13 protein-coding genes are annotated in these 22,044 nt (G+C 72.8%); 6 read left to right on the top strand and 7 right to left on the bottom strand.

Annotated elements, in window-relative coordinates:
• Positions 1–442 precede the first annotated feature (442 nt).
• From NX794_RS13655 to NX794_RS13645, 3 genes are read left to right on the top strand one after another with little or no spacing between them, the layout of a single operon-like run.
• A complete protein-coding gene (locus tag NX794_RS13655; protein WP_258778758.1) occupies positions 443–895 on the top strand; it encodes a hypothetical protein in 453 nt (150 codons plus the stop codon).
• The gene (locus NX794_RS13650) at positions 892–2,742 is read left to right on the top strand and encodes a sensor histidine kinase (protein ID WP_258778757.1); all 1,851 of its coding nucleotides are present in this window, start codon (positions 892–894) and stop codon (positions 2,740–2,742) included. The genes NX794_RS13655 and NX794_RS13650 overlap by 4 nt, the downstream gene beginning before the upstream one ends.
• Positions 2,743–2,788: 46 nt before the next feature.
• Positions 2,789–3,463, top strand: a complete 675-nt coding sequence (locus NX794_RS13645; RefSeq protein WP_258778756.1) for a response regulator transcription factor — start codon at positions 2,789–2,791, stop codon at positions 3,461–3,463.
• Between the two features lie 101 nt (positions 3,464–3,564).
• On the opposite strand, the gene NX794_RS13640 is transcribed toward NX794_RS13645, so the two are convergent.
• From NX794_RS13640 to NX794_RS13630, 3 genes are all read right to left on the bottom strand, one after another.
• A complete protein-coding gene (locus NX794_RS13640) occupies positions 3,565–4,065 on the bottom strand; it encodes a GNAT family N-acetyltransferase (protein WP_258778755.1) in 501 nt (166 codons plus the stop codon).
• Positions 4,066–4,075: 10 nt separating this feature from the next.
• The gene (locus tag NX794_RS13635) at positions 4,076–5,134 is read right to left on the bottom strand and encodes an alpha/beta hydrolase (RefSeq protein WP_258778754.1); all 1,059 of its coding nucleotides are present in this window, start codon (positions 5,132–5,134) and stop codon (positions 4,076–4,078) included.
• Positions 5,135–5,356: 222 nt separating this feature from the next.
• Positions 5,357–6,343, bottom strand: a complete 987-nt coding sequence (locus NX794_RS13630) for a hypothetical protein (protein WP_258778753.1) — start codon at positions 6,341–6,343, stop codon at positions 5,357–5,359.
• A gap of 353 nt (positions 6,344–6,696) precedes the next feature.
• Between NX794_RS13630 and NX794_RS13625 the strand changes: the two genes are divergently transcribed.
• Positions 6,697–9,429 (top strand): helix-turn-helix transcriptional regulator, encoded by a 2,733-nt coding sequence (locus NX794_RS13625; protein WP_258778752.1) that lies wholly within the window; start codon positions 6,697–6,699, stop codon positions 9,427–9,429.
• Positions 9,430–9,466: 37 nt separating this feature from the next.
• Here NX794_RS13625 and NX794_RS13620 read toward each other — a convergent pair whose 3' ends face one another.
• From NX794_RS13620 to NX794_RS13610, 3 genes are all read right to left on the bottom strand, one after another.
• Positions 9,467–10,996 carry a helix-turn-helix domain-containing protein gene (locus tag NX794_RS13620; protein WP_258778751.1) on the bottom strand — a complete coding sequence of 510 codons (1,530 nt, stop codon included), beginning with the start codon at positions 10,994–10,996 and terminating at the stop codon, positions 9,467–9,469.
• Positions 10,997–11,082: 86 nt separating this feature from the next.
• Positions 11,083–11,280, bottom strand: a complete 198-nt coding sequence (locus NX794_RS13615) for a DUF4236 domain-containing protein (protein WP_258778750.1) — start codon at positions 11,278–11,280, stop codon at positions 11,083–11,085.
• Positions 11,281–11,390: 110 nt separating this feature from the next.
• Entirely contained in the window at positions 11,391–11,684 is a 294-nt protein-coding gene (locus tag NX794_RS13610; protein ID WP_258778749.1) for a hypothetical protein, read from the bottom strand.
• 923 nt (positions 11,685–12,607) lie between these two features.
• On the opposite strand from NX794_RS13610, the gene NX794_RS13605 reads away from it, so the two are divergent.
• A complete protein-coding gene (locus NX794_RS13605) occupies positions 12,608–15,418 on the top strand; it encodes an aconitate hydratase (protein WP_258778748.1) in 2,811 nt (936 codons plus the stop codon).
• Positions 15,419–15,531: 113 nt separating this feature from the next.
• On the opposite strand, the gene NX794_RS13600 is transcribed toward NX794_RS13605, so the two are convergent.
• A complete protein-coding gene (locus NX794_RS13600) occupies positions 15,532–18,258 on the bottom strand; it encodes a SpoIIE family protein phosphatase (protein WP_258778747.1) in 2,727 nt (908 codons plus the stop codon).
• 489 nt (positions 18,259–18,747) lie between these two features.
• Here NX794_RS13600 and NX794_RS13595 point away from each other — a divergent pair, with 489 nt between their 5' ends.
• The gene (locus NX794_RS13595) at positions 18,748–22,017 is read left to right on the top strand and encodes a GH92 family glycosyl hydrolase (RefSeq protein ID WP_258778746.1); all 3,270 of its coding nucleotides are present in this window, start codon (positions 18,748–18,750) and stop codon (positions 22,015–22,017) included.
• Positions 22,018–22,044 lie beyond the last annotated feature (27 nt).

Below are 22,044 nucleotides of genomic sequence, written 5' to 3'. Positions count from 1 at the left end.
GGACCAGTGCCGTGTAACGGCCGCCGGCCGCCTCCACCGCGCGGCCCAGGATGCCGCGCGTGCTGTGCTCGGAGGCCGGCGGCAGCAGGGGTTCGGCCGGCGGCTCGGCCGGCTCGCCGACACCGCGAGGTCCGCGTCCGACCGATGCGGGAGAGCGGGCAGGTGAACGCGGCGGAGGCCGCGCCGCCCGAGGGTTCCGGTTCGGTCATCGCGGTCTTCGACGCCTTCCGCCGTGCTCAATTCGGGAGTGGGGCGCCGGAAGCCCCGGGTGAGCCAGAGGAGGTAACCGAAGCCGATCGCGAGCCAGCAGCCTCCGATGGTCAGTGCCGTCGCGCTGAGCCGGGTGAGGAGGTAGACCGTGACACCACAGCCCAGCGCCGGGGCGACGACGTGGCCCAGGACGCCGAGATGCTGGGTGGTCCGGTGGCGGGCGTAGTGGACGATGACGCAGAGCACCGAGGCGAATCCGGCGATCAGGTCGACCAGGTTGCTCCAGTCGGCGAAGATCTTGCCGCCGATCTCAACGGTGGCCGAGGTCACCTGGCAGGTCCAGACCCGCTTCCCGGCCATCACGGAGCTGACCTTCGCGCGCACCAACGACCACACCGCCTGGACCCGCGTCTACTCACGCCTCTCCGAGGCGGAGTTCCCGGTCAGCAGGGCGCACGGCGAGGCACTGAGCGCGGTCGACGACAAGGCCATCGACGACACGGCCGTCGAAGCGATCCTGTCCGGGCCGGGCACGGAGAGGTGTCGGGCGGGGAGAGGTATCGGGCAGGGAGAGGGATCGGGCGGGAGTGGTATGCGGTCCCGCATGACATCGACTTCGGTCGTCGCGGGTCACGACGGACGGCCGGTTGAGTGCGGGGCCGCAGAGCCTAGCCTGGCGGGATGATTCCGACAGACCGCGCGACCCCGGGACCGCCGACCGGCCGACCCGCCCTCCGCCGGACGCTTTCCGCGTCCGGGCTGCTGACCGGCGTGGGCGCGGCGCTGCGCGCCCCGGGTGTGTGGACGGGCCGGCGTGTGCTGGGTGAAGCGCTGCTGGCCTCGGGGCTCGGTCTGTCGGCCTTTCTGCTCGAACTCTCGGCGGACGGCGGAACGGCCCGGTCCGCGGCCGTCGGACTGGCCGCGGGGACGCTGTCCGTCCTGCGCCGGTTCCTGCCCGCGACGGTGCTGCTCGCGGTCGTGTCGGGATGCCTGTTCCTGGAGGGGCTCACCGTGCTGCTCCCCGTCGCCTCCTGGTCGGCCGGACGGCGCGTCGGCCGGCCCGGACGAGCCGCGGGTGTCTTCGCCGCGGCCTGCGCCGTCAACCTGGCCGGCAGCCTGTACGAGCAGCTTCCGCGCTTCTCCTCCTCGTACGCCGTGTTCTGCGTCCTCGTCCTGCTCGCGGTCGTGGCCGCTCCCGGTCTGGCCGGACGCCACTGGTCGCAGCGGCGTACGCTGACCGACACCCTTCGCGAGTACCACGGCCAGCTTCTGCGTGAGCGCGGGATGATCGCGGACCAGGCCCGGCTCCGGGAGCGGCAGCGCATCGCCCAGGACATGCACGACAGTCTCGGCCACCAACTCGTGCTGATCTCGGTACAGGCCGGCGCGCTGGAGGTGGACAGCCGGGCGACCGAACGCCATCGCCGGACGGCGGGTGTGCTGCGGGAGGCCTCGGTGGCCGCCATGCGCGAACTGCGCGAGGTGGTGGGCCTGCTGCGGGACGAGGCCGGAGCACCCGGCCGCCACGACTCGCCGGAGCCCCCCGCACCGGACGTCCCCGGCACCCCGCCGCACCCGGACGAGCCGGGAGCCGGCACGGCCGCGCGCGGGGTGGCGGGCATCGACCGGCTGGTGAAGGCGTCCCGGGACGCCGGCGCCACCGTGGTGCTGCGGCGGTACGGCGACTCGCGCCCGCTCCCACCGGCCGCGGACCACACGGCGTACCGCCTCGTCCAGGAAGGGCTGACCAACGCGCACAAGCACGCTCCCGGCGCCGCGATCACCGTGGACCTGCGCTACGAGCCGGATGCCCTGGTGGTGGCGGTCGTCAACGGTCCCGGACACCAGGGGCCGGACTCGGACGGGGCCCGGCGGGCGGTGGGCGGAAGACAGGGGCTCACCGGACTGACGGAACGGGCCCGGCTCGTCGGCGGCATCGTGAACGCCACGGCCACCGCGGACGGCGGTCACCGGGTGGCCGCCGTGCTGCCCTACGCCCCCGTCCGCAACGGCGGCACGGCCCTCCCGGAGGATGCGACGGCGACTTTCGTCCCTCCCTCGGACGACTTCCGGGAGCAGCCCACGACGGTCGCGCACGGCGAGAGTGAGGGGGTCAGCGACTGGGACGAGATGTCGAGGGAAGTGACCCGAATCATGCGCAAGAACAGCCGGAGAAGCGGTGTGGTCCTGGGCTGTGGCACGGCCGTGCTGGCCATTCTGCTGGCGGGGATCGCCGCAGTCGTCTATGTCTACTTCAGCGGCGAGGCGGACAAGGCCATGATCAGCCCGAGGGCGTACGACGCGGTGCGGGTGGGCGCGTCCGAGGCCGAGGTGCGCGAGCGGTTGCCGGACGGGGACTCGTTCCTGACCGTCGGACTGGACAAGGGCGCGCCCCCCGAGCCGGCCGGAGCGAAGTGCCTCAGCCTGAACTCCACGGAGTCGGGAAGCCGCTGGAACAAGTCCCCGGTCTTCCGGTTCTGCTTCAAGGACGGCCGCCTGATCGAGAAGAAGGCCTTCGAGGTTAAAATGTGAGCATTCCGGGCCCGACCGGGGCCTTTCCGAACCTTACGGGGGAGCAGTGATCAGGGTCCTCGTCGCCGACGACGAGCCGCTCATCCGGGCCGGAATCCGGATGATCCTCTCCTCGTGCGCGGACATCGAGGTCGTCGCCGAGGCGGCCGACGGCCGCGAGGCGGTGACTCTGGCCCGTGAACTGCGGGTGGACGTCGCCGTCCTGGACATCCAGATGCCCGTCATGGACGGTCTGACGGCCTTGGCCGAACTGCGCCGCACCGTCCCCGAGGTGCGCGTCCTGATGCTCACCACGTTCGGCGAGCAGCGGAATGTGCTGCGCGCGCTGACCGGGGGCGGCGCGGGGTTCCTGCTCAAGGACTCCGCGCCGCCGGACCTGATCCGTGCCGTACAGGCCGCCGCGGCCGGCCAGGCCTACCTGTCCCCCGCCACCACGCGCCGCGTCGTGGACCTCCTGGCCGCCGACGACACCGTGCGCCGTGCCGAACGGGCCCGCGCTCTCCTCGAACGTCTGACAGGGCGCGAGCGGGACGTACTCGCCCTGCTCGGTGAGGGACTGTCCAACGCGGACGTCGGCCGCCGGATCCACATGAGCGAGGGCACGATCAAGTCCTACGTCAGCCGCATCCTGACGAAGCTGGACTGCGAGAACCGCGTCCAGGCCGCGCTGTTGGCCCGGGACGCCGAACTGCGCGGCGAACCCACCGACTTCGAGCCCTGACCACCCCCGCCCCGCCCCGCGCCGTCCTCGCCGCCTCAGCGATCACCGCATCGCCGGAAACTCATCGCGGACCGCCCGTCCGCCCGGCCGGCGGTGACCACTCAGGCGGCGCGCCGCATGCACACCAGCCGGTCCCGCTCGTCCCATGACCGGGTGACGGTGAACCCGAGCCGCTCGTACAGGGCGATGGCCCCGGTTCGCCACTCCCACACCGAGAGCCGGACGGCGTCCGCGCCCGTCTCCGCGGCGTGAGCGAGCGCGGCGCCGAGCAAGGCGGACGCGACGCCCCGGCCACGGAACCCGGGGTCGGTCCAGAGCCTCTTGATCTCCGACTGTCCGTCGACCGGAGAGGCCACCACCAGGCAGCCCACAACGGCGTCTCCCAGGAGAGCCACCAGCACGACATCGCCGGCGAACGCGGCCCGGGGGTCCGCGACTTCTGCCCGGTAGCGATCGGGCAGCCCGTCCACATCGGCGACCGGTTCGCCCTTCTCGGCCTCCGTCCGCAGATGGTAGGCCGCCAGCAAGGCGGTCAGGCCGCCCTCGATCGCAGGGGCCTGACCGGACCAGCTGACGATGGCGATCTCACGGTGATCGGTCATGACACCAGGGTCACACGACGGAGACCGTGTTGCGAGAGACCTCTGGTGACACCACCTGGCGACGGACCGGGCCGGCGGCCGAGGAGGAGTGGTGGCCCAACCGCCGGTCGAGGAACGCCGTGATCGTCTCCCAGGTCGGCGTGACGGGACGGGCCGGGGTGCTGTGCCCGTTCCCTGCCGACTCCTCCCGGGCGCCGGCGCGCGTGGCGTCGTCGGTGAGCATCCGGAACGCGGTGCCGTGGCCCGCCCCGGGGAAGGAGATCAGGCGTACCGCACCGCCCGCGGCGGCGAGCGCGTCGAAGAGCAGACGGCTCTGGTGGTACGGGACGAAGGCGTCCGGTTCACCGTGCAGGAGGAGGAAGGGCGGTGCGGGCCGGCCGCCGATGTAGGAGAGCGGACTGGCCGCGGCGACCCGGCCGGGGCATGCCGTGATCGCGCATCCCAGCAGCCGCGACTCGGGTGAGCGGGGATCGGAGTGGCAGTCGGTGAGCCCGAACGCGGCGTTGAACACCGCGCAGTTGTCCGGCATGTGCGCGTCCATCGCGAGGAAGTCCGTGGGCGCGTAGAAGGGGATCGCCGCCTGGACGGCGCTGGAGGGACCGCGCACCCCCACGTCACCCTCCAGCCACGGGATGTCTCCGGTCACGGCTGCCATGGTCGTGACCCAGCCGCCGGAGGAGTCCCCCATGATCGCGATGCGACGGGGGTCCAGGTGGTACGTGCCGGCGTTCGCGCGCAGCCAGCGGACGGCGGCCTTGATGTCGTACAACTGGGCGGGGAACCGGGCCTGGCCGCTGGAGCGGACGGCCACCCCGGCGACGGCGTAGCCATGGGAGTTGAGCTGAGCGGCCACCGTGTCGGCGCCGCGCCGCCCGCTGTCCGCCATCCAGCCCGAGCCGCTGGTGAAGATCACCAGGGGGACAGGGGCCGGGGACGCCGGCACGTAGAGATCCAGCAGATGTCCCTGGGACCCGGCCGGCTGGGCGGGGGCGTACGCCAGGTCCTTGGAAACCCGCACGATGTCCGCCGTCCGTGCCGAGGCGGCGGGCGAGAGCACGGCCGCGGTCACGCTCAGCGCCAGCCCGGTGAGAAGCGCCGTCAGAGCCCGTCGCAGGCGCGCCGCACGAGTCGGCGCGGGAAGAGGTAAGGGGGTCATGACCGTCCCTGAGAGTGAGGGAGAGCGGGGGAGAGTGGGGGAGGACGTACGGGCGGACCGCTACGGCCGCGGTCTCGGCGGCCGAGACCGCGGCCGTCGCGGCGGTGGACGCGCGGGGCGGCGCGGAGCGGTGCGTCAGCCGACGGCCACCCAGTGGTCGTAGGCGTTCACCATGCGGTAGGTGCGCGTGGGGCAGTAGAAGGCGCTGTTCGGCGCGTCGTACCCGGTGTCCGAGTTGGCCGGGGAGGCCGCGGTCCAGGCGCCGTTGGTGCGCACCGCTATGTTCGAGGACTCGAAGGTGACACCCGCCATGGCGTCACAGGAGCCGGACCGCCCCGAGGCCCCGACGGTGGAGTACAGCTCGTAGATGTCCCAGCCGTCGTAGCGGGCCTGCGTGGTCCCCGACTGGGTGTACAGCCGGTCCCAGCCGCGGGTGCGGTAGTTGTACAGATCCGCGGCCCAGGTGTTGCTCGTCGCGGACGTCTTGATCACCCGGCCCGTGTAGGCGCTGGAGGAGCCGTCGGTGTAGGTGTTGAGGAAGCTGCTGTCGATGGGCACCGACGCCTTGAAGGTGACGCTGCGGCACCAGTCCCAGGCGGACACCGACGCCTCGCCCTGGTTGTAGACGGTGACCAGCTCGATGCACGAGCCGCCCGCCGGATACATGGTCGGGGTGTAGATGGTGGTGTCGGCGTCCCGGACCCGCACCCGGGTGGAGACGGACTGGGTGGCGCACGCGCCGTCGCTGCCCTGCAACTGCTTGAACGCGGTTCCCTGCGCGGGGTGGATGGCCGTCGCCGCCGCCCCCGCGCCCGCACGGAAGGCGCCGGGCGTGGCCAGGGCGCCCTTGCCGGCCACGTAGCCGCGCGCCGCCCGGTGCTCGTCGGTCAGCGGGCCGAGCCGGCGCGTGACCTCGGCGGCAGAGCGCGCTCCTCGCACGCCGCGGCCGGACAGCGCGTTCGAGGCGCAGGGGCCGGCGGCGGCGGGCGCGACGGAACGGGTCCGGGCCGTGGGGGAGTTGGCGGCGTGGGCGTCGTCGTAGGCGCTCGCGGTGCCCGTACTCGCCGACAGGGCGACGACGGCGCAGGTCAGGAGGGCGGGGACGACTTCGAGTGACTTCACGGTGGCTTCCTTAGCTCGGCGCGCGGGCAGACCGGGGCGCCGGGTGGGGGCGTAGGGGTGGGGTGGAGCGACCGTGACGGGTGGGTGGCCGGGCCGGTTCCCGCGGCGGTCTTCCGTGCGGTGCGGACAGTCCGGTCCTCGCCGCGTGCCGCCGCTGGGGCCGACGGCGCGGGAGCACCGGGATGTCCGGCCGGGGGGTTCGTTCGGGGACTGGATGGATCCTCCCGGCGGCCATTAGGCTGCTGCGCCGGCGTACGCCCGAGCAATGCGGACGGCCGGAATACGGATACGCAAAGAAACCCTGAACCGGCCCTGAACGGGAGCGGGTTCGGGCCGGAGACCGGAGAGGCGCGATGGTCCCCCCGGAGGAGTCCGAGGTCGTGGATCGGGTACGGCGAGTCCTCGGCTCCGGGGACGGTGCCGCCCTGGTGCTGCTGATCGAGGGCGCGGCCGGCACGGGCAAGTCCCGTCTGCTGCGGCACCTTCGCGCCGCCGTACCGGACGGTGTGGAGTGCGCCGCGCTCTCGGCCGCCGGACACCTGCCGTCCGCACGGCTGAGGAGAGGAGGGACGGCCGGTTCCGCGAGCCCTGTCGGATCATCCGGCGAGGACCCGGCCGCGCGGCCCGCACTGCTCGTCGTGGACGACGTCCAGGAGGCGGGAGACGCGGCCCGGCGACTGCTGTGGGAGACCGTGCGCACGGCGCGCCGCGCACAGGTGCTGGCGCTTGCCTACCGCCCGGAGGAACTCCCGCTGCCCGGGCTGCCCTTGGGACGGCCGCTGACCCCCCCGACCGGTACCACGGTCCTGCGTCACCGGGTGGAACCGCTCGACCTCGCGGGCGTACGACGGCTGGCCGCGACCCGCCTCGGCCCGTCGGCGCTCTCCTCCGCACTGGTCGTCCCCCTGCACCGGATGACCGGGGGCGTGGCGCAAGTCGTCGTGGACGTCCTGGAGATGCTCGACCCACCGGCACCCGGCGGACCACCGCTCACCTCCGGTGCGGTGTCGGCCCTGGAACCGCCGCCCCGCCTGTCCGAACTGGTCCGCGCCCGGACAGCCGCCCTTCCGGTCCGGTGCCGCCCCCTGGTCTGGGCCGCCGCGATCCTGGGCGGCCCGGCGGCAGGGCCCGGTGCCGGACCGGCGTCGGCCGCCGAGCTGGCGGAGATGGCCGGACTCTCCGAGGCCGCGGGACAGGAAGCGCTCGTCCGCGTCCTGGAGGCAGCCGTCCTCCAGGAACTCGGCCCGGACGCCTACGGGTTCGCCGTCCCCTTGGCCGCCGACGCGGTCGCCGCCGCACTGCCGGGACCCCGCCGCGCGGTTCTGCACCGCGCGGCGGCCCGGGTGCTCACCGGCCGACGGCAGCCGCCCTGGCCGTCCGTCGCCGCGCACCTGGAGGCCGGCGGTCAGGAGCGCGGGCGGCTGCGTGCCGTCCAACGCGCCATCGGCGAGCACATCGAGGCGCGCCGCCCCGACGAAGCCGACCGGCTGCTGCGCCGTACCCTCGCCGACCGGCGGCTGGCGGTGCACTCCAGGGCCCGGCTCGCCGCGGCGACCATGGCTCCCCTGATGGCGGCCCTGCCGATCACCACCGCCCAGCGGCTGTTCTCCTCGATCGCCGGCGATCCGGCCCTGCCGGGAGCGGTACGCGGACAGGCCCGGATCTCACTGACGCTGGCGCTGTGCGGCCCGCTGCCGCCCGACCGGGACGGCTGGCTGCACCTGGAGCGGACCGCCTGCGGAATGTCCGGCCAGCCGGCGCTCGAAGCACGGGTGCTGTCCGGCATGGCCATACCGCACTGGCCCGGCGCCACCCTCGCCGAACACCTGAACTGGCTGGAACGGGCCGAGACGGCGGCGGCCACCGTGGCGGAACCCGCCCTGCACGCGGCCGTCGCGGCCAACGGCGTCTCCCTGCTGCTGACCGTCGGCGCGCCCCACGCCGACCGTCATCTCGCCACCGCACCCGGCCCGGACGGGGAACCGGAGCACCTCCACCACTGGGCGCGCGGCCTGTCCAACGCCGCCGACGCGGCCACCTGGCTGGGCCGCTACCGGGAAGCCCGTGTCTGGCTGGACCAGAGCCTGGCGCACCCGGGCCGCCCGCACACCGACTCGACCACCTCCCTGGCAGGCCGCAGCGCGGCCCTGTTGCTCGACTGCTTCACCGGCCGCTGGACGGGCCTGGCCGAGCGGGCCGAGGGACTGGTCGCCCAGGTCCCGGACAGCCCGGTCCTCGGCACCGACGCCCACCTGGTGCTGGCCACACTCGCCTTGGCCCAAGGCGAGTGGCAGCAGGTCACCGACCGCCTCCTCGGCCCCGGTGCCCCGACGCTGGACGCCCAGCTGGTGCCGATCGCCTCGGCCGCCTCCGCCCTCCTGATCCGCCTCGCCCTCGCCCGGGGCGACACGGAAGCCGCCCGGGCCCTGGCCGACACCGCCTGGACCCGGCTGCGCCGCAAGGGCATCTGGGCCTGGGCCGCCGAGGTCGCGCCCTGGGCGGTCACCGCGGCGCTGGCCGCCGGCCGCCCGGCGGAAGCCGAGGCCCTGGCCGACGAGTTCGCCCGCGGGCTGCGCCGCCCGCCGCTCCCGGCCGCCGAGGCCGCCGCCCACTGGTGCGCGGCCGCCCTGGCGGCGGAGGCCGGCGACCACGCCGAAGCCCGGCGGCGCTACCAGGCCTCGGCCGCCGGCTACGCCACCCTGCCCCGGCCGTACCTGGCCGCGCTGGCGACCGAGGCCGCCGCCCGCGCCGCGCTGTCCGCCGACGACCGGACCGCCGCGCGCCAGGACCTGGAGACCGCCGTACGGACCCTCGCCGACCTCGGCGCCACCTGGGACACCGCCCGGGTACGCGCCGCACTCCGCCTCATGGAACACCGCCGCGGCCGCCCCCCGCACGCCCCCGGACTCTCCCCCCGCGAACGCGAGGTCGCCGACCTCGCCGCCCACGGCCTGACCAACCGCGAGATCGCCGACACCCTGCACCTCTCCCCACGCACGGTCGAACAGCACGTCAGCCGCGCCATGCGCAAACTCTCCGCACCATCCCGCCGGGCGCTGGCCCTGCCGCCGCCGGACGGCCCATAGCGGGGCGCCCGTACAGGGGCGCGTCGGCTGAGGGCTGTCAGATGTCCCGAAAGATCTCGATCTGCGCCCCGACAGAGTTCAGCCGCTCCGCCAGATCCTCGTACCCCCGGTTGATGACATACACGTTCCGCAGGACCGACGTGCCCTCGGCCGCCATCATCGCCAGGAGGACGACCACGGCGGGGCGGAGGGCGGGTGGGCACATCATCTCGGCGGCGCGCCAGCGGGTGGGGCCCTCGACCAGGACGCGGTGGGGGTCGAGGAGTTGGAGGCGGCCGCCGAGGCGGTTGAGGTCGGTGAGGTAGATCGCGCGGTTGTCGTAGACCCAGTCGTGGATCAGGGTCTGGCCGGAGGCGACCGCCGCGATGGCCGCGAAGAACGGCACGTTGTCGATGTTGAGGCCCGGGAAGGGCATCGGGTGGATCTTGTCGATCGGGGCTTCGAGCTTGGAGGGGCGGACGGTCAGGTCGACCAGGCGGGTGCGGCCGTTGTCCGCGAAGTACTCGGGGGAGCGGTCGTGGTCGAGGCCCATCTCCTCCAGGACCGCCAGCTCGATCTCCAGGAACTCGATGGGGACGCGGCGGACCGTCAGCTCCGACTCGGTGACGACCGCGGCGGCCAGCAGGCTCATCGCCTCGACCGGGTCCTCGGAGGGGGAGTAGTCGACGTCGACGTCGATGTTCGGCACGCCGTGGACGGTCAGCGTGGTGGTGCCGATGCCCTCCACCCTGACGCCGAGCGCCTCCAGGAAGAAGCACAGGTCCTGGACCATGTAGTTGGAGGAGGCGTTGCGGATGACCGTCACGCCGTCGTGCCGGGCGGCGGCCAGCAGCGCGTTCTCGGTCACGGTGTCGCCGCGCTCGGTCAGCACGATCGGGCGGTCGGGGCGGACCGTGCGGTCGACCCGGGCGTGGTACTGGCCCTCGGTGGCCGCGATGTCCAGGCCGAAGCGGCGCAGCGCGATCATGTGCGGCTCGATGGTCCGGGTGCCGAGGTCGCAGCCGCCGGCGTACGGCAGCTTGAACGCGTCCATACGGTGCAGCAGAGGGCCGAGGAACATGATGATGGAGCGGGTGCGGACGGCCGCCTCCGCGTCGATCGCCGCCATCTCCAGCTCGGCCGGCGGCACCAGCTCCAGGTCGACCCCGTCGTTGATCCAGCGGGTGCGCACGCCGATGGAGTTCAGCACCTCCAGAAGGCGGTACACCTCCTCGATCCGCGCCACCCGCCGCAGCACCGTGCGGCCCTTGTTGAGCAGCGAGCCGCACAACAGGGCCACACAGGCGTTCTTGCTGGTCTTGACGTCGATGGCACCGGACAGCCGGCGGCCGCCGACCACACGCAGATGCATCGGACCCGCGTAGCCCAGCGACACGATCTCGCTGTCCAGGGCCTCACCGATGCGGGCGATCATCTCAAGGCTGATGTTCTGGTTGCCGCGCTCGATGCGGTTGACCGCGCTCTGGCTGGTGCCGAGCGCCTCCGCGAGCTGGGTCTGGGTCCAGCCCCGGTGCTGCCGGGCGTCACGGATGAGCTTGCCGATGCGTACGAGGTAGTCGTCTGACATGAGGTTGAGGCTATCTCAGATATGAGATGGCGCCTCCTGGGGGGTCCATTCGGGTGACGGTCGCGTACCGGCCGGATGAGGGCCTGTCAGCGGTTTTTGCCCGAATGGGTACGACGCCACCCGAAAGGTCCGGGCAGATCCATCGATGTCGTACGACGTCCGGTGCTGCTGTGCGTGTGCCGGGGGCCGTTCTTGCCGCCGGTGGTGATGGACCAGGAGTGCCGGTTGATGTTCAGCCGCACGCCGGGCAGGATCCGGAAGCTCTTGCGGAAGGTGAGCGGCATGGACGCCTCCTCGGGTCGTTCGGAATCTGAGTGCCGCTCAGGTCGGATACCCCGAGTCCGGCGACTGAGTCCGGCCACCCGTTGGGGGGCTCGCATGCATCGGGGCCGTGTCAGGGGGTGTGCTCGATCGTCTTCTCCCGCATCAGCCCCTCCAACTCCCTGTCCGACACAGGGTGCAGCGTGTCCAGGAGGCGGCGTAGCCCGGGTTCGCCGAGGGTCTGGCTGCTGGCCTCGGCCTCCACCTTCCCGTGGCGGCGGGTGATCGTGACCTCGCGGAGGCCGCCGCCGACGTCATGGATCGTGACGGTCTCGCCGTGCGCGTCCGCCGTGCAGGTCTCGCCCTTCGTCGCGGGCTCGGGGCAGCGCGGGACCGGCGTGAGCGGCTCCCGCACGACGAGGCCCACGTAGCCGGGCTCGTATCCGTCCCGGACGGGGCTGTAGCTGACGGCGAAGGAGGCGGGGCCGCCTGGGCGCGGGTCAGCCGCATGCCCCGCGGCGCGGTGCCCAGGTACAGCAGGTCCGGCTTCTCCCGGTACCGGGCGATCTCCGCCTCGTGCTGACGCTGCCGTGCCTGCGCCGGGCCGACGAAACCGCCGTAGGCCACCCCGGCCGCCAGCACGGCCGGCGCCCCCAGCCGCACCCACCGGCTCGGCACCAGGATCGCCGCGGCCACGGCGTACGGCACTCCCGTCAGCGCGATCCGGGTGCCGGCGCTGCCCAGGCTGACGTCCGCGGCGCAGGCGGCCAGACCCGCCAGGACGCCGAGCGTGCCGAGGACGAAGACCAGTACCGCCCGGCCCAGTCGCCGCGGCCCGGAGTCACACCACGGCACCACGGTCCGTGCCGGCAGGCCCGCCAGGGCCAGCAGACCCACCATGAGGGGCACGCCCAAGGCGAAGACCGGCACCGTCGCGCCGGCTCCACCGCCCCAGGCCGCCCCCGCCGGCACGAAGCCGAACACCGGACCCACGGCCGCCATGGCCGCCCGGACCAGGAAGAGACGCAGGGCGGTAAGCGCCCCTCTGTCGGTGATCACGCCGCGGAGACTTCCAGGCGGCGTCCCGGCGCGCATGCGTACCCGTACTCAGCGCACGGTCCCGCCCGGATCGGGGCGCCCGTGTGGTCCATGCCACCTGGAAGCGGGCGTGCCGGAGCGGGCCCGGGCATGACCATCGCGCGGGCATGTACTAGAGTTATCTCGACATCGAGATATCTGCCGAGGCGCACCGCGGTCGCCACGCCAGTAAGGCTTACCTAACTTAGCCTGACCTTAGCGGATCGGCCAAGTCGGCGTGGCGGCAGGATTGACGGTGGTACGCGCACATCAATGAAGGAGACTGTCGTGTCGGCGAACAGCTTCGACGCCCGCAGCACGCTGCAGGTGGGCGACGAGTCGTACGAGATCTTCCGGCTGGACAAGGTCGAGGGCTCGGCCCGCCTGCCGTACAGCCTGAAGGTCCTGCTGGAGAACCTGCTCCGCACGGAGGACGGCGCGAACATCACCGCCGACCACATCCGTGCCCTCGGCAGCTGGGACTCCCAGGCCCAGCCCAGCCAGGAGATCCAGTTCACGCCGGCCCGCGTGATCATGCAGGACTTCACCGGCGTGCCCTGTGTCGTGGACCTCGCGACCATGCGTGAGGCCGTGAAGGAGCTGGGCGGCGACCCGGCCAAGATCAACCCGCTGGCGCCGGCCGAGCTGGTCATCGACCACTCCGTCATCGCCGACAAGTTCGGCACGAACGACGCCTTCAAGCAGAACGTCGAGCTGGAGTACGGCCGCAACAAGGAGCGCTACCAGTTCCTGCGCTGGGGCCAGACCGCCTTCGACGAGTTCAAGGTCGTGCCCCCGGGCACCGGCATCGTGCACCAGGTGAACATCGAGCACCTGGCCCGCGTCGTCATGGTCCGCGAGGGCAAGGCGTACCCGGACACCCTGGTCGGCACCGACTCGCACACCACCATGGTCAACGGCCTCGGCGTCCTCGGCTGGGGCGTCGGCGGCATCGAGGCCGAGGCCGCCATGCTCGGCCAGCCGGTCTCCATGCTCATCCCGCGCGTCGTCGGCTTCAAGCTCACCGGTGAGCTGCAGGCCGGCACCACCGCCACCGACCTCGTGCTCACCATCACCGAAATGCTCCGCAAGCACGGTGTGGTCGGCAAGTTCGTCGAGTTCTACGGCGAGGGCGTCGCCGCCACCTCGCTGGCCAACCGCGCCACCATCGGCAACATGTCGCCGGAGTTCGGCTCCACCGCCGCGATCTTCCCGATCGACGACGAGACCCTGAACTACCTGCGCCTGACCGGTCGTTCGCAGCAGCAGGTCGCGCTCGTCGAGGCCTACGCCAAGCAGCAGGGCCTCTGGCTGGACCCGAAGGCCGAGCCGGACTTCTCCGAGAAGCTGGAGCTGGACCTCTCCACGGTCGTCCCCTCCATCGCCGGCCCGAAGCGCCCGCAGGACCGCATCGTCCTCGCCGAGGCCGCCGAGCAGTTCGCCAAGGACGTCCTCAACTACGTCGAGGCCCCGGCCGCCCCGACCCCGGCCGCCTCCGCCTCCCCGGTCGACGAGGCGAGCGCGGAGTCCTTCCCGGCCTCCGACGCCCCGGCCTACGGCAGCCAGGAGAACGGCGCCGGCGCCCCGCAGCACGGCGAGGGCACGGGCGACGCGCCGTCCCACCCGGTCACCGTCGAGGCCCCGGACGGCACCTCGTACGAGATCGACCACGGTGCGGTGACGGTCGCGGCCATCACCTCCTGCACCAACACCTCGAACCCGTACGTCATGATCGGCGCTGCCCTGGTCGCCAAGAAGGCGGTCGAGAAGGGCCTGACCCGCAAGCCGTGGGTCAAGACCACCCTCGCCCCGGGCTCCAAGGTCGTCACCGACTACTTCGAGCGGGCGGGCCTGACCCCCTACCTCGACAAGGTCGGCTTCAACCTGGTCGGCTACGGCTGCACCACCTGCATCGGCAACTCCGGCCCGCTGCCGGAGGAGGTCTCCAAGGCGGTCAACGACCACGACCTCGCGGTCACCTCGGTGCTGTCCGGCAACCGCAACTTCGAGGGCCGGATCAACCCCGACGTCAAGATGAACTACCTGGCGTCCCCGCCGCTGGTCGTCGCATACGCCCTCGCGGGCTCCATGACGGTGGACATCACGCGGGACGCGCTCGGCACCGACCAGGACGGCAACCCGGTCTTCCTGAAGGACATCTGGCCCTCCGAGGCCGAGGTCAACGAGGTCGTCGCCGCCGCCATCGGCGAGGACATGTTCGCCAAGTCCTACCAGGACGTCTTCGCCGGCGACGCCCAGTGGCAGTCGCTCCCGGTCCCCACCGGCAACACCTTCGAGTGGGACACCGAGTCGACCTACGTCCGCAAGCCCCCGTACTTCGAGGGCATGGAGATGGAGCCGGCCCCGGTCACCGAGATCACCGGCGCCCGGGTGCTCGCCAAGCTCGGCGACTCGGTCACCACCGACCACATCTCCCCGGCCGGCGCCATCAAGGCCGACACCCCGGCCGGCAAGTACCTCACCGAGCACGGTGTGGAGCGTCGTGACTTCAACTCCTACGGCTCGCGCCGTGGCAACCACGAGGTCATGATCCGCGGCACGTTCGCCAACATCCGCCTGCGCAACCAGATCGCGCCGGGCACCGAGGGCGGCTACACCCGCGACTTCACGCAGGCGGACGGCCCGGTGGCGTTCATCTACGACGCCTCCCGCAACTACATCGAGCAGGGCATCCCGCTGGTCGTCCTGGCCGGCAAGGAGTACGGCTCCGGCTCGTCCCGCGACTGGGCCGCCAAGGGCACCGCGCTGCTCGGCGTCAAGGCCGTCATCGCCGAGTCGTACGAGCGCATCCACCGCTCGAACCTCATCGGCATGGGCGTCCTGCCGCTCCAGTTCCCGGAGGGCGAGTCCGCCGAGTCCCTCGGCCTGACCGGCGAGGAGACCTTCTCCTTCACCGGCGTCACCGAGCTGAACGAGGGCACCACGCCGCGCACGGTCAAGGTCACCACCGACACCGGTGTGGAGTTCGACGCGGTCGTCCGCATCGACACCCCCGGTGAGGCCGACTACTACCGCAACGGCGGCATCATGCAGTACGTGCTGCGCAACCTGATCCGCAAGTAGCCGATAGCAGGTAGCCGGCAGGCGGTACCGCTCAGCGGTGGGAGGGCCGCGTTCCCGTGACGGGGACGCGGCCCTCCCGTATGCCCGGACGCCTGGTCCGCGCCTGGTCGCGCCTAGTCCACGTCCGCGAACAGCTCCAGCGGATCCACCGGCTTCGCCGGCGCCGACGGGTCCGGCATCGTCATCTCGGCCCAGATCACCTTGCCCTGCGGGGAGTACCGGGTGCCCCAGCGCTCGGTCATCTGCTGCACCAGGAACAGCCCGCGCCCGCCCTCGTCGGTCGTCGCGGCGTAGCGCAGGTGCGGTGAGGTGCTGCTGCCGTCGGAGACCTCGCAGATCAGCGTGCGGTCGCGGATGAGCCGGACGTGGACCGGGTCCGAGCCGTAGCGGATCGCGTTGGTGATCAGCTCGCTCAGGACCAGCTCCATCCCGAAGCCCAGCTCGGCCAGGCCCCACTCCGCCAGCTTGTCGGAGACCGCGAGGCGCATCTTGGACACGGCGGCCGGATCGCGGGGTACGTCCCAGTCGGCGACGTTCTCCGGTGCCAGCGCCCGGGTGCGGGCGATCAGCAGTGCGACGTCGTCCGCCGGACGCTCCGGCAGCAGCTCCGCCAGTACCGCCTGGCAGCTGTCCTCGGGGGACCGGTCGGGATGCCCGGCCAGCGCCCGGCGCAGCAGCTCCATGCCCTCGTCCAGGTCGCGCCGCCGGTCCTCGATCAGACCGTCCGTGTACAGCACCAGCTGACTGCCCTCGGCCAGCTCCAGCTCGGCCGTCCGGAACGGCAGCCCGCCCAGGCCCAGCGGCGGCCCGGTCGGCACGTCCGGGAACTCCACTCGGCCGTCCGGGTGAACCAGCGCGGGTGCCAGGTGCCCGGCCCGGGACATCACACAGGTGCGGGACACCGGGTCGTAGATCGCGTACAGGCAGGTGGCGCCGACGATCTCGCCGGCCGTCTCCGGGCAGGCCTCGTCCTGGTCGATCCGGGCGACCAGCTCGTCCAGGTGGCTCAGCAGCTCGTCGGGCGGCAGGTCGAGGGTGGAGAAGTTGTGCACCGCGGTGCGCAGCCGGCCCATGGTCGCCGCCGCGTGCAGACCGTGGCCCACCACGTCGCCCACGGCCAGCGCGACCCGGCCGCCGGGCAGCGGGATCACGTCGAACCAGTCGCCGCTCACCCCCGACTGGGCGGGCAGATAGCGGTAGCCGACGTCGAGGGCGCTCTGCTCGGGCAGCGCGCGCGGCAGCAGGCTGCGCTGGAGGGTGACCGCGAGCGCGTGCTCGCGGGTGTACCGGCGGGCGTTGTCGATGCTGACCGCGGCCCGCGCCACCAGCTCGTCGGCGAGCGACAGCTCCTCCTCGTCGAAGGGCTCCCGCTCGGCCCGCCAGAAGTTGGCCGTGCCGAGCACCACACCGCGCGCCTGGATCGGGGCGGCGATCAGGGAGTGGATGCCGTAGGCCAGGATGCGCCGGGTGCGCTCCGGGTCCTGGGCCAGCCAGCCGTCGGCGGCCGACAGGTCGGGCACCAGCTCGGCGTGGCCGGAGCCGAAGCCCCGGGCCTGGGGGGTGGACTCCTTGAAGTGGATCAGCCGGCCCTGCTCGTACAGCGGGTGGTCGTCGTGGATGCCGCTCACCGCGACCCGGCGCATCCCGGAGGCCGAGGACGTCGGCTCCTCGCCGTGCAGCACGCCGTCGGCCAGGTCCACGGTGACGAAGTCGGCGAACCGGGGGACGGCGACCTCGGCCAGCTCGTCGGCCGTACGGACCACGTCGAGGGTGGTGCCGATGCCCAGACCGGCGTCGTAGAGCAGCTCCAGGCGCTCCCGGGCGACCTCCGCGCGGCCCGAGACCGCCTGCAGCTCGGTGGAGTCCCGCAGGGTCACCACGGTGCCCCTGGGGCCGCCGGCGGTGTCCGTGGGCCGCTGGTTGACCGCCAGCAGACGGCCGCCGGCGAAGTGCACCTCGTCGCTGGCCTCGCGCCCGGAGACCAGCAGCTCCACCATGGCCGGGTCCAGGTCGGACAGCTCGCGGACGTTGCGGCCCTCGGCCGTGGCGGGCAGCTCCAGCAGCCGCCTCGCCTCGTCGTTGGCGAGCAGCAGCCGGCCGTCGTCACCGACGATGAGCACGCCCTCGCGCACCGAGTGCAGCACCGTGTCGTGGTGCGCGTACATGCGGGTCATCTCCGCGGGGGCCAGGCTGTGCGTCTGCCGCCGCAGCCGGCGGCCCACCAGGGCCGTGCCGCCGGTCGACACCACGAGCGCCCCGGCGCCGGCCGTCAGGATGATGGGCAGCTCCCGGTCCACCTGGCTGGCGACGTTCTTGACCTTCAGCCCGGCCGAGACCAGGGCCGCGACATGGCCCCGGGCGTCGTCGACCGGCACCGTCGCCTGCACCTCGTGGCCGAGCGGGCCGTGCACGCTCTCCGTGTAGACCTTGCCGGCCAGCGAGGGCCCGATGGTGCCCACGAACCGCTGGCCGATCTTGCTGGGCATCGGGTGGGTATAGCGGATGCCCTTGGTGTCCATGACGACGATGAAGTCGACCCCCGCCGCCTTCCGGCCCGCCTCGGTGAGCGGCTGGAGGATCTTGGAGGGGTCGGGGGTGCGCAGGGCCGCCAGGACGCCGGGGGAGTGGGCGAAGGTCTGCGCCACCGCTATGGAGCGGCGCTTGGCCTCCGTGCTGGTGTCCCGCTCCGACTGGAGGACGAGCGCGATGACGCCGCACAGCACGAGCAGGACGACGAGGGCGAACTGGAGGAGGAAAACCTGCCCGGCGACGCTGCGCGGGCTCCTGCCGGCCACGGCACGCCATGACATGCGCCTGAATCGGGCGAATCGGTCCGACATGCGGCATTTGTAGCACCGGAGGGTGCTCATGACTACGGCAGTCCACGTCCTGGACGCACCTTTTGCCACCTCATGTGCCACGGCAGTGCTCATGCGTCACATGCGTCACAGCCGTTTCACGCCGGTGAGCGGGGCGGTGCGGAGCGTGCTCGGGCGGACCCGGTGGTGGGCGGGCGCACCGGGTCCGCGAGCCGGGCGGGCGAAGGGGGTGGGCGGGCCCGCCCGGAGGGGGTGGTCGAAGGGGGTGCCGGGGGTGGCTTGTGCGGCACCGGAGGGGCGCGACAACGTTGTCTTATGGTCTGCCCATGACTGTACCGCCTCAACGGACAACGATGTCAACCTACTTGGAGTAGCCCGACCGGGTGACAGGGGCGTGCGCCCGCGCGGCCGGACGCGGTCTTCCGTGGTACCGGTGGCGCGCGTTACTGTCCCTGCGGCTTGTGCGACCCGTGGTGCGCGACCCGTTCCGTCAGGAGGAAGGGCCGCGTCATGCGTTTCAGATCCACCTCCCTGCTGCTGGCCGCGCTGCTCGCGACCGTCGGCACCGCCACCCCCGCCCTCGCGGCGACCGCAGCACCCACCGCCCTCGTCAAGGACCCGACGCCCTACGTCGATCCGCTGATCGGCACCAAGAACGGAGGCGACGTCTTCCCGGGCGCCGTCGTGCCGTTCGGCATGCTCTCCTGGAGCCCGGAGAACACCCGGGGCGACGCCACCCGCACCACCGCGCCGGGCGGCTACCAGTACGACGCCACCCGGATCCGGGGTTTCAGCCTCACGCACATGTCCGGCACCGGCTGCGCGGGCGGCAGCGGCGACATCCCGTTCTTCCCGTACGCCGGCGAGGTCACCTCCTCCCCGGCGAGCGACACCAAGGACGCCGTCTACGCCTCGGACTTCCGCCACGCCGACGAGACCGCCGAGCCCGGGCACTACAAGGTGGGCCTGGCCTCCGGCGTCACCGCCGACCTGACCGCCACCGCCCGCACCGGCTCGGCCCGCTTCGCCTACCCGGCCGGCAAACCCGCCTCGCTGCTGGTGCGCACCGCCAACTCCGAGGTCGGCTCGGCGGACTCCAAGGTCACCATCGACCCGAAGACCCGCACCGTCTCCGGCTCGGTCACCTCCGGGAACTTCTGCGGCTATCTCGACCCCGAAGGGCAGCGCTCCTACTACACCCTGTACTTCACCGCCCGCTTCGACCGCGCCTTCAAGGCCACCGGCACCTGGCACGACGACCGGCTCGACCCCGGCGCCACCGAGGCGTCCGGCGGCACCGGAGGCTTCGCCCAGGGCGGCCGTCCCGTCGCCGGCAAGGGCGCCGGCGGCTACGTGGAGTTCGCGCCCGGTAACGGCCCGGTGAACGTCAAGGTCGGCATCTCCTACGTCAGTGAGCGGGCCGCCGAGGCGAACCTGGCCGCCGAGAATCCCCGGGGCCGTTCCTTCGCCGCCGTCGAGCGGGCCGCCCGGCGCGCCTGGCGGGAGCGGCTCGGCGCGGTCCGGGCCGGCGGCGGCACGGACGCCGAGCGCACCACCTTCTACACCGCGCTCTACCACGCCCTGCTGCACCCCAACGTCATCAGCGACGCCGACGGCCGCTACCGGGGCGCCGACGACAAGGTGCACCGGGTGGGCCGCGGCCACCGGGCCCAGTACGGCACCTTCTCCGGCTGGGACGTCTACCGCGACCAGGTGCAGCTGCTCACCCTGCTCGACCCGCGCACCGGCTCCGACATCGCCCAGTCGCTGTACGAACTCGCCGGGCAGAACGGCGGCGTGTGGGACCGCTGGCTGCACGGGGCGAGCGGCACCCATGTGATGAACGGCGACCCCTCGCCGACCGCCCTGGCCGGCATCCACGCCTTCGGCGGCACCGGCTTCGACCTCAAGGGCGCCCTCGCCTCGCTGGTCAGGGCGGCGACCGTACCGACGGAGCAGGACCTGTCGCCGGCCGGCAAACCGGTGCTGTCGGTGGGCCAGCGCCCCTCGCTCGACAAGTACCTCGACCTGCGCTACATGCCGAGCGTGTCCAACGCCTGGGGCGGCGCGGCGGAGACCCTGGAGATGTCCACCGCCGACTTCTCCCTCGCCCAACTCGCCCAGGCGGCCGGTGAGAAGGACGTCCGGGCGGAGTTCGCCGGGCGGTCCCAGTGGTGGCAGAACAACTTCAACGTCGCCGCCGACCCGAGCGGCGGCTACATCGCCAACCGGAAGGCGGACGGCAGTTGGGTGACCGGCTTCACGCCCGGCACCGGCAACGGCTTCGTGGAGGGCACCGCCGCCCAGTACACCTGGATGGTCCCGCACGACCCCGCCGGGCTCTTCGCCGCGCTGGGCGGCACCGGCAAGGCCCTCGACCGGCTGGACGACTTCTTCCACACGGCCGACGGCGGCTGGGCCTTCACCGGCCAGGGCGGCACCAAGTCCGAGCTGGACAACGAGCCGTCGATCAACGTCCCCTACCTGTACGACTACGCCGGTGCCCCCTACAAGACCCAGGAGACCGTCCGCGCGGCGATGCGGCAGCTGTGGACCACCGAGCCCGGCGGCATCCCCGGCAACGACGACCTCGGCGCCATGTCGGCCTGGTACGTCTTCTCCGCGCTGGGCATGTACCCGCAGGTGCCCTCCCGCGCCGAACTCGTCCTCGCCTCGCCTCTGTTCGAGCGCGTGGAGATCCACCGGCCGCGCGGCAACGACATCTCGATCCGGGCGGCCGGCGCGGCGGCCGACGCCCCCTACGTGCAGGCCCTGAAGGTCAACGGCCGCAGCAGCGACCGGGCTTGGCTGCCCGCCTCCTTCGTCCGGGACGGCGGCCGGCTCGACTACACCCTGTCCACCACCCCGGACCGCACATGGGGCGCGGACAGCCCGCCCCCGTCCTTCCGCGAGGGCGAGCAGCCGTACCAGATCGGCGTCGGGCCCACCGCCGCCACCCTGGCGCCCGGCGAGAGCACGAAGATCGGCATCCGGGCGCTGTCCCTGAGCGGCGGCACGGGACCCGAGGTGCGCTTCCGGGTGGAGACCCCGGCCGGTGTCACCGCCACGCCCGCCGAGGGCACCGTGACCGACGGCGCCCGGGAGATCACCCTCGCCGCGGCGCCGGACGCCGCCCAGGGCTTCGCCGACGTCAGGGTCACCGTGACCTCGGGCGCCACCTCGTACCGCCAGCCGGTCTCGCTCACCGTGGCCGCGCCGGGCAGCCTGCTGGCCGCCTACGACAACACCGGTGTCTCGGACGACGCGGGCGAGCACGACGAGGCCGACTTCGACGGCGGCGGCTGGAGCTACTCCCGCCAGGCCCTCGCGGCGGCCGGCCTCACCCCGGGCGGCAAGGGCACGGTCGGCGGCCTCGCCTTCACCTGGCCCGACTCGCCGGCGGGCCGTCCCGACAACGCCACGGCGGCCGGCCAGCGCATCGATCTGGCCGCTCCCGCCGCCACGCTGTCCTTCCTCGGCAGCGCGGTCAACGGCAACCAGCGGGCCGAGGCCACCGTCACCTACACCGACGGCACGACCGGCACCGTCGACCTGTCCTTCACGGACTGGACCGTCGGCGGCGGAGGCGGCACCGTGCAGTACGGCAACCAGGTCGTCGCCAGGACGCCGTACCGCAATGTCGCGGGCGCCGACAAGGACCCGGTGGCGACCTACGTCTTCGCCACCAGGCCCGTCACCGCCCCCGACGGCAAGAAGATCGCGAGCGTCCGTCTCCCGGACAACACGGACCTGCACGTCTTCACCCTCGCCACGAGCTGAGCCGGCCGCCTGATCGCGAAGGGGCGG

Source organism: Streptomyces pyxinicus, assembly GCF_024753135.1.
Classification (GTDB): Bacteria; Actinomycetota; Actinomycetes; order Streptomycetales; family Streptomycetaceae; genus Streptomyces; species Streptomyces pyxinicus.
This window is presented reverse-complemented; position numbering and strand designations above follow the sequence as displayed.

What these genes read in the sequence shown, in the direction of transcription:
- NX794_RS13655 (WP_258778758.1), top strand. Translation starts at nt 443, where the DNA reads ATGACGCAGAGCACCGAGGCGAATCCGGCGATCAGGTCGACCAGGTTG.
- NX794_RS13650 (WP_258778757.1), top strand. Translation starts at nt 892, where the DNA reads ATGATTCCGACAGACCGCGCGACCCCGGGACCGCCGACCGGCCGACCC.
- NX794_RS13640 (WP_258778755.1), bottom strand. Translation starts at nt 4,065, where the DNA reads ATGACCGATCACCGTGAGATCGCCATCGTCAGCTGGTCCGGTCAGGCC.
- NX794_RS13625 (WP_258778752.1), top strand. Translation starts at nt 6,697, where the DNA reads ATGGTCCCCCCGGAGGAGTCCGAGGTCGTGGATCGGGTACGGCGAGTC.
- NX794_RS13620 (WP_258778751.1), bottom strand. Translation starts at nt 10,996, where the DNA reads ATGTCAGACGACTACCTCGTACGCATCGGCAAGCTCATCCGTGACGCC.
- NX794_RS13615 (WP_258778750.1), bottom strand. Translation starts at nt 11,280, where the DNA reads ATGCCGCTCACCTTCCGCAAGAGCTTCCGGATCCTGCCCGGCGTGCGG.
- NX794_RS13605 (WP_258778748.1), top strand. Translation starts at nt 12,608, where the DNA reads ATGAAGGAGACTGTCGTGTCGGCGAACAGCTTCGACGCCCGCAGCACG.
- NX794_RS13600 (WP_258778747.1), bottom strand. Translation starts at nt 18,258, where the DNA reads ATGTCGGACCGATTCGCCCGATTCAGGCGCATGTCATGGCGTGCCGTG.
- NX794_RS13595 (WP_258778746.1), top strand. Translation starts at nt 18,748, where the DNA reads ATGCGTTTCAGATCCACCTCCCTGCTGCTGGCCGCGCTGCTCGCGACC.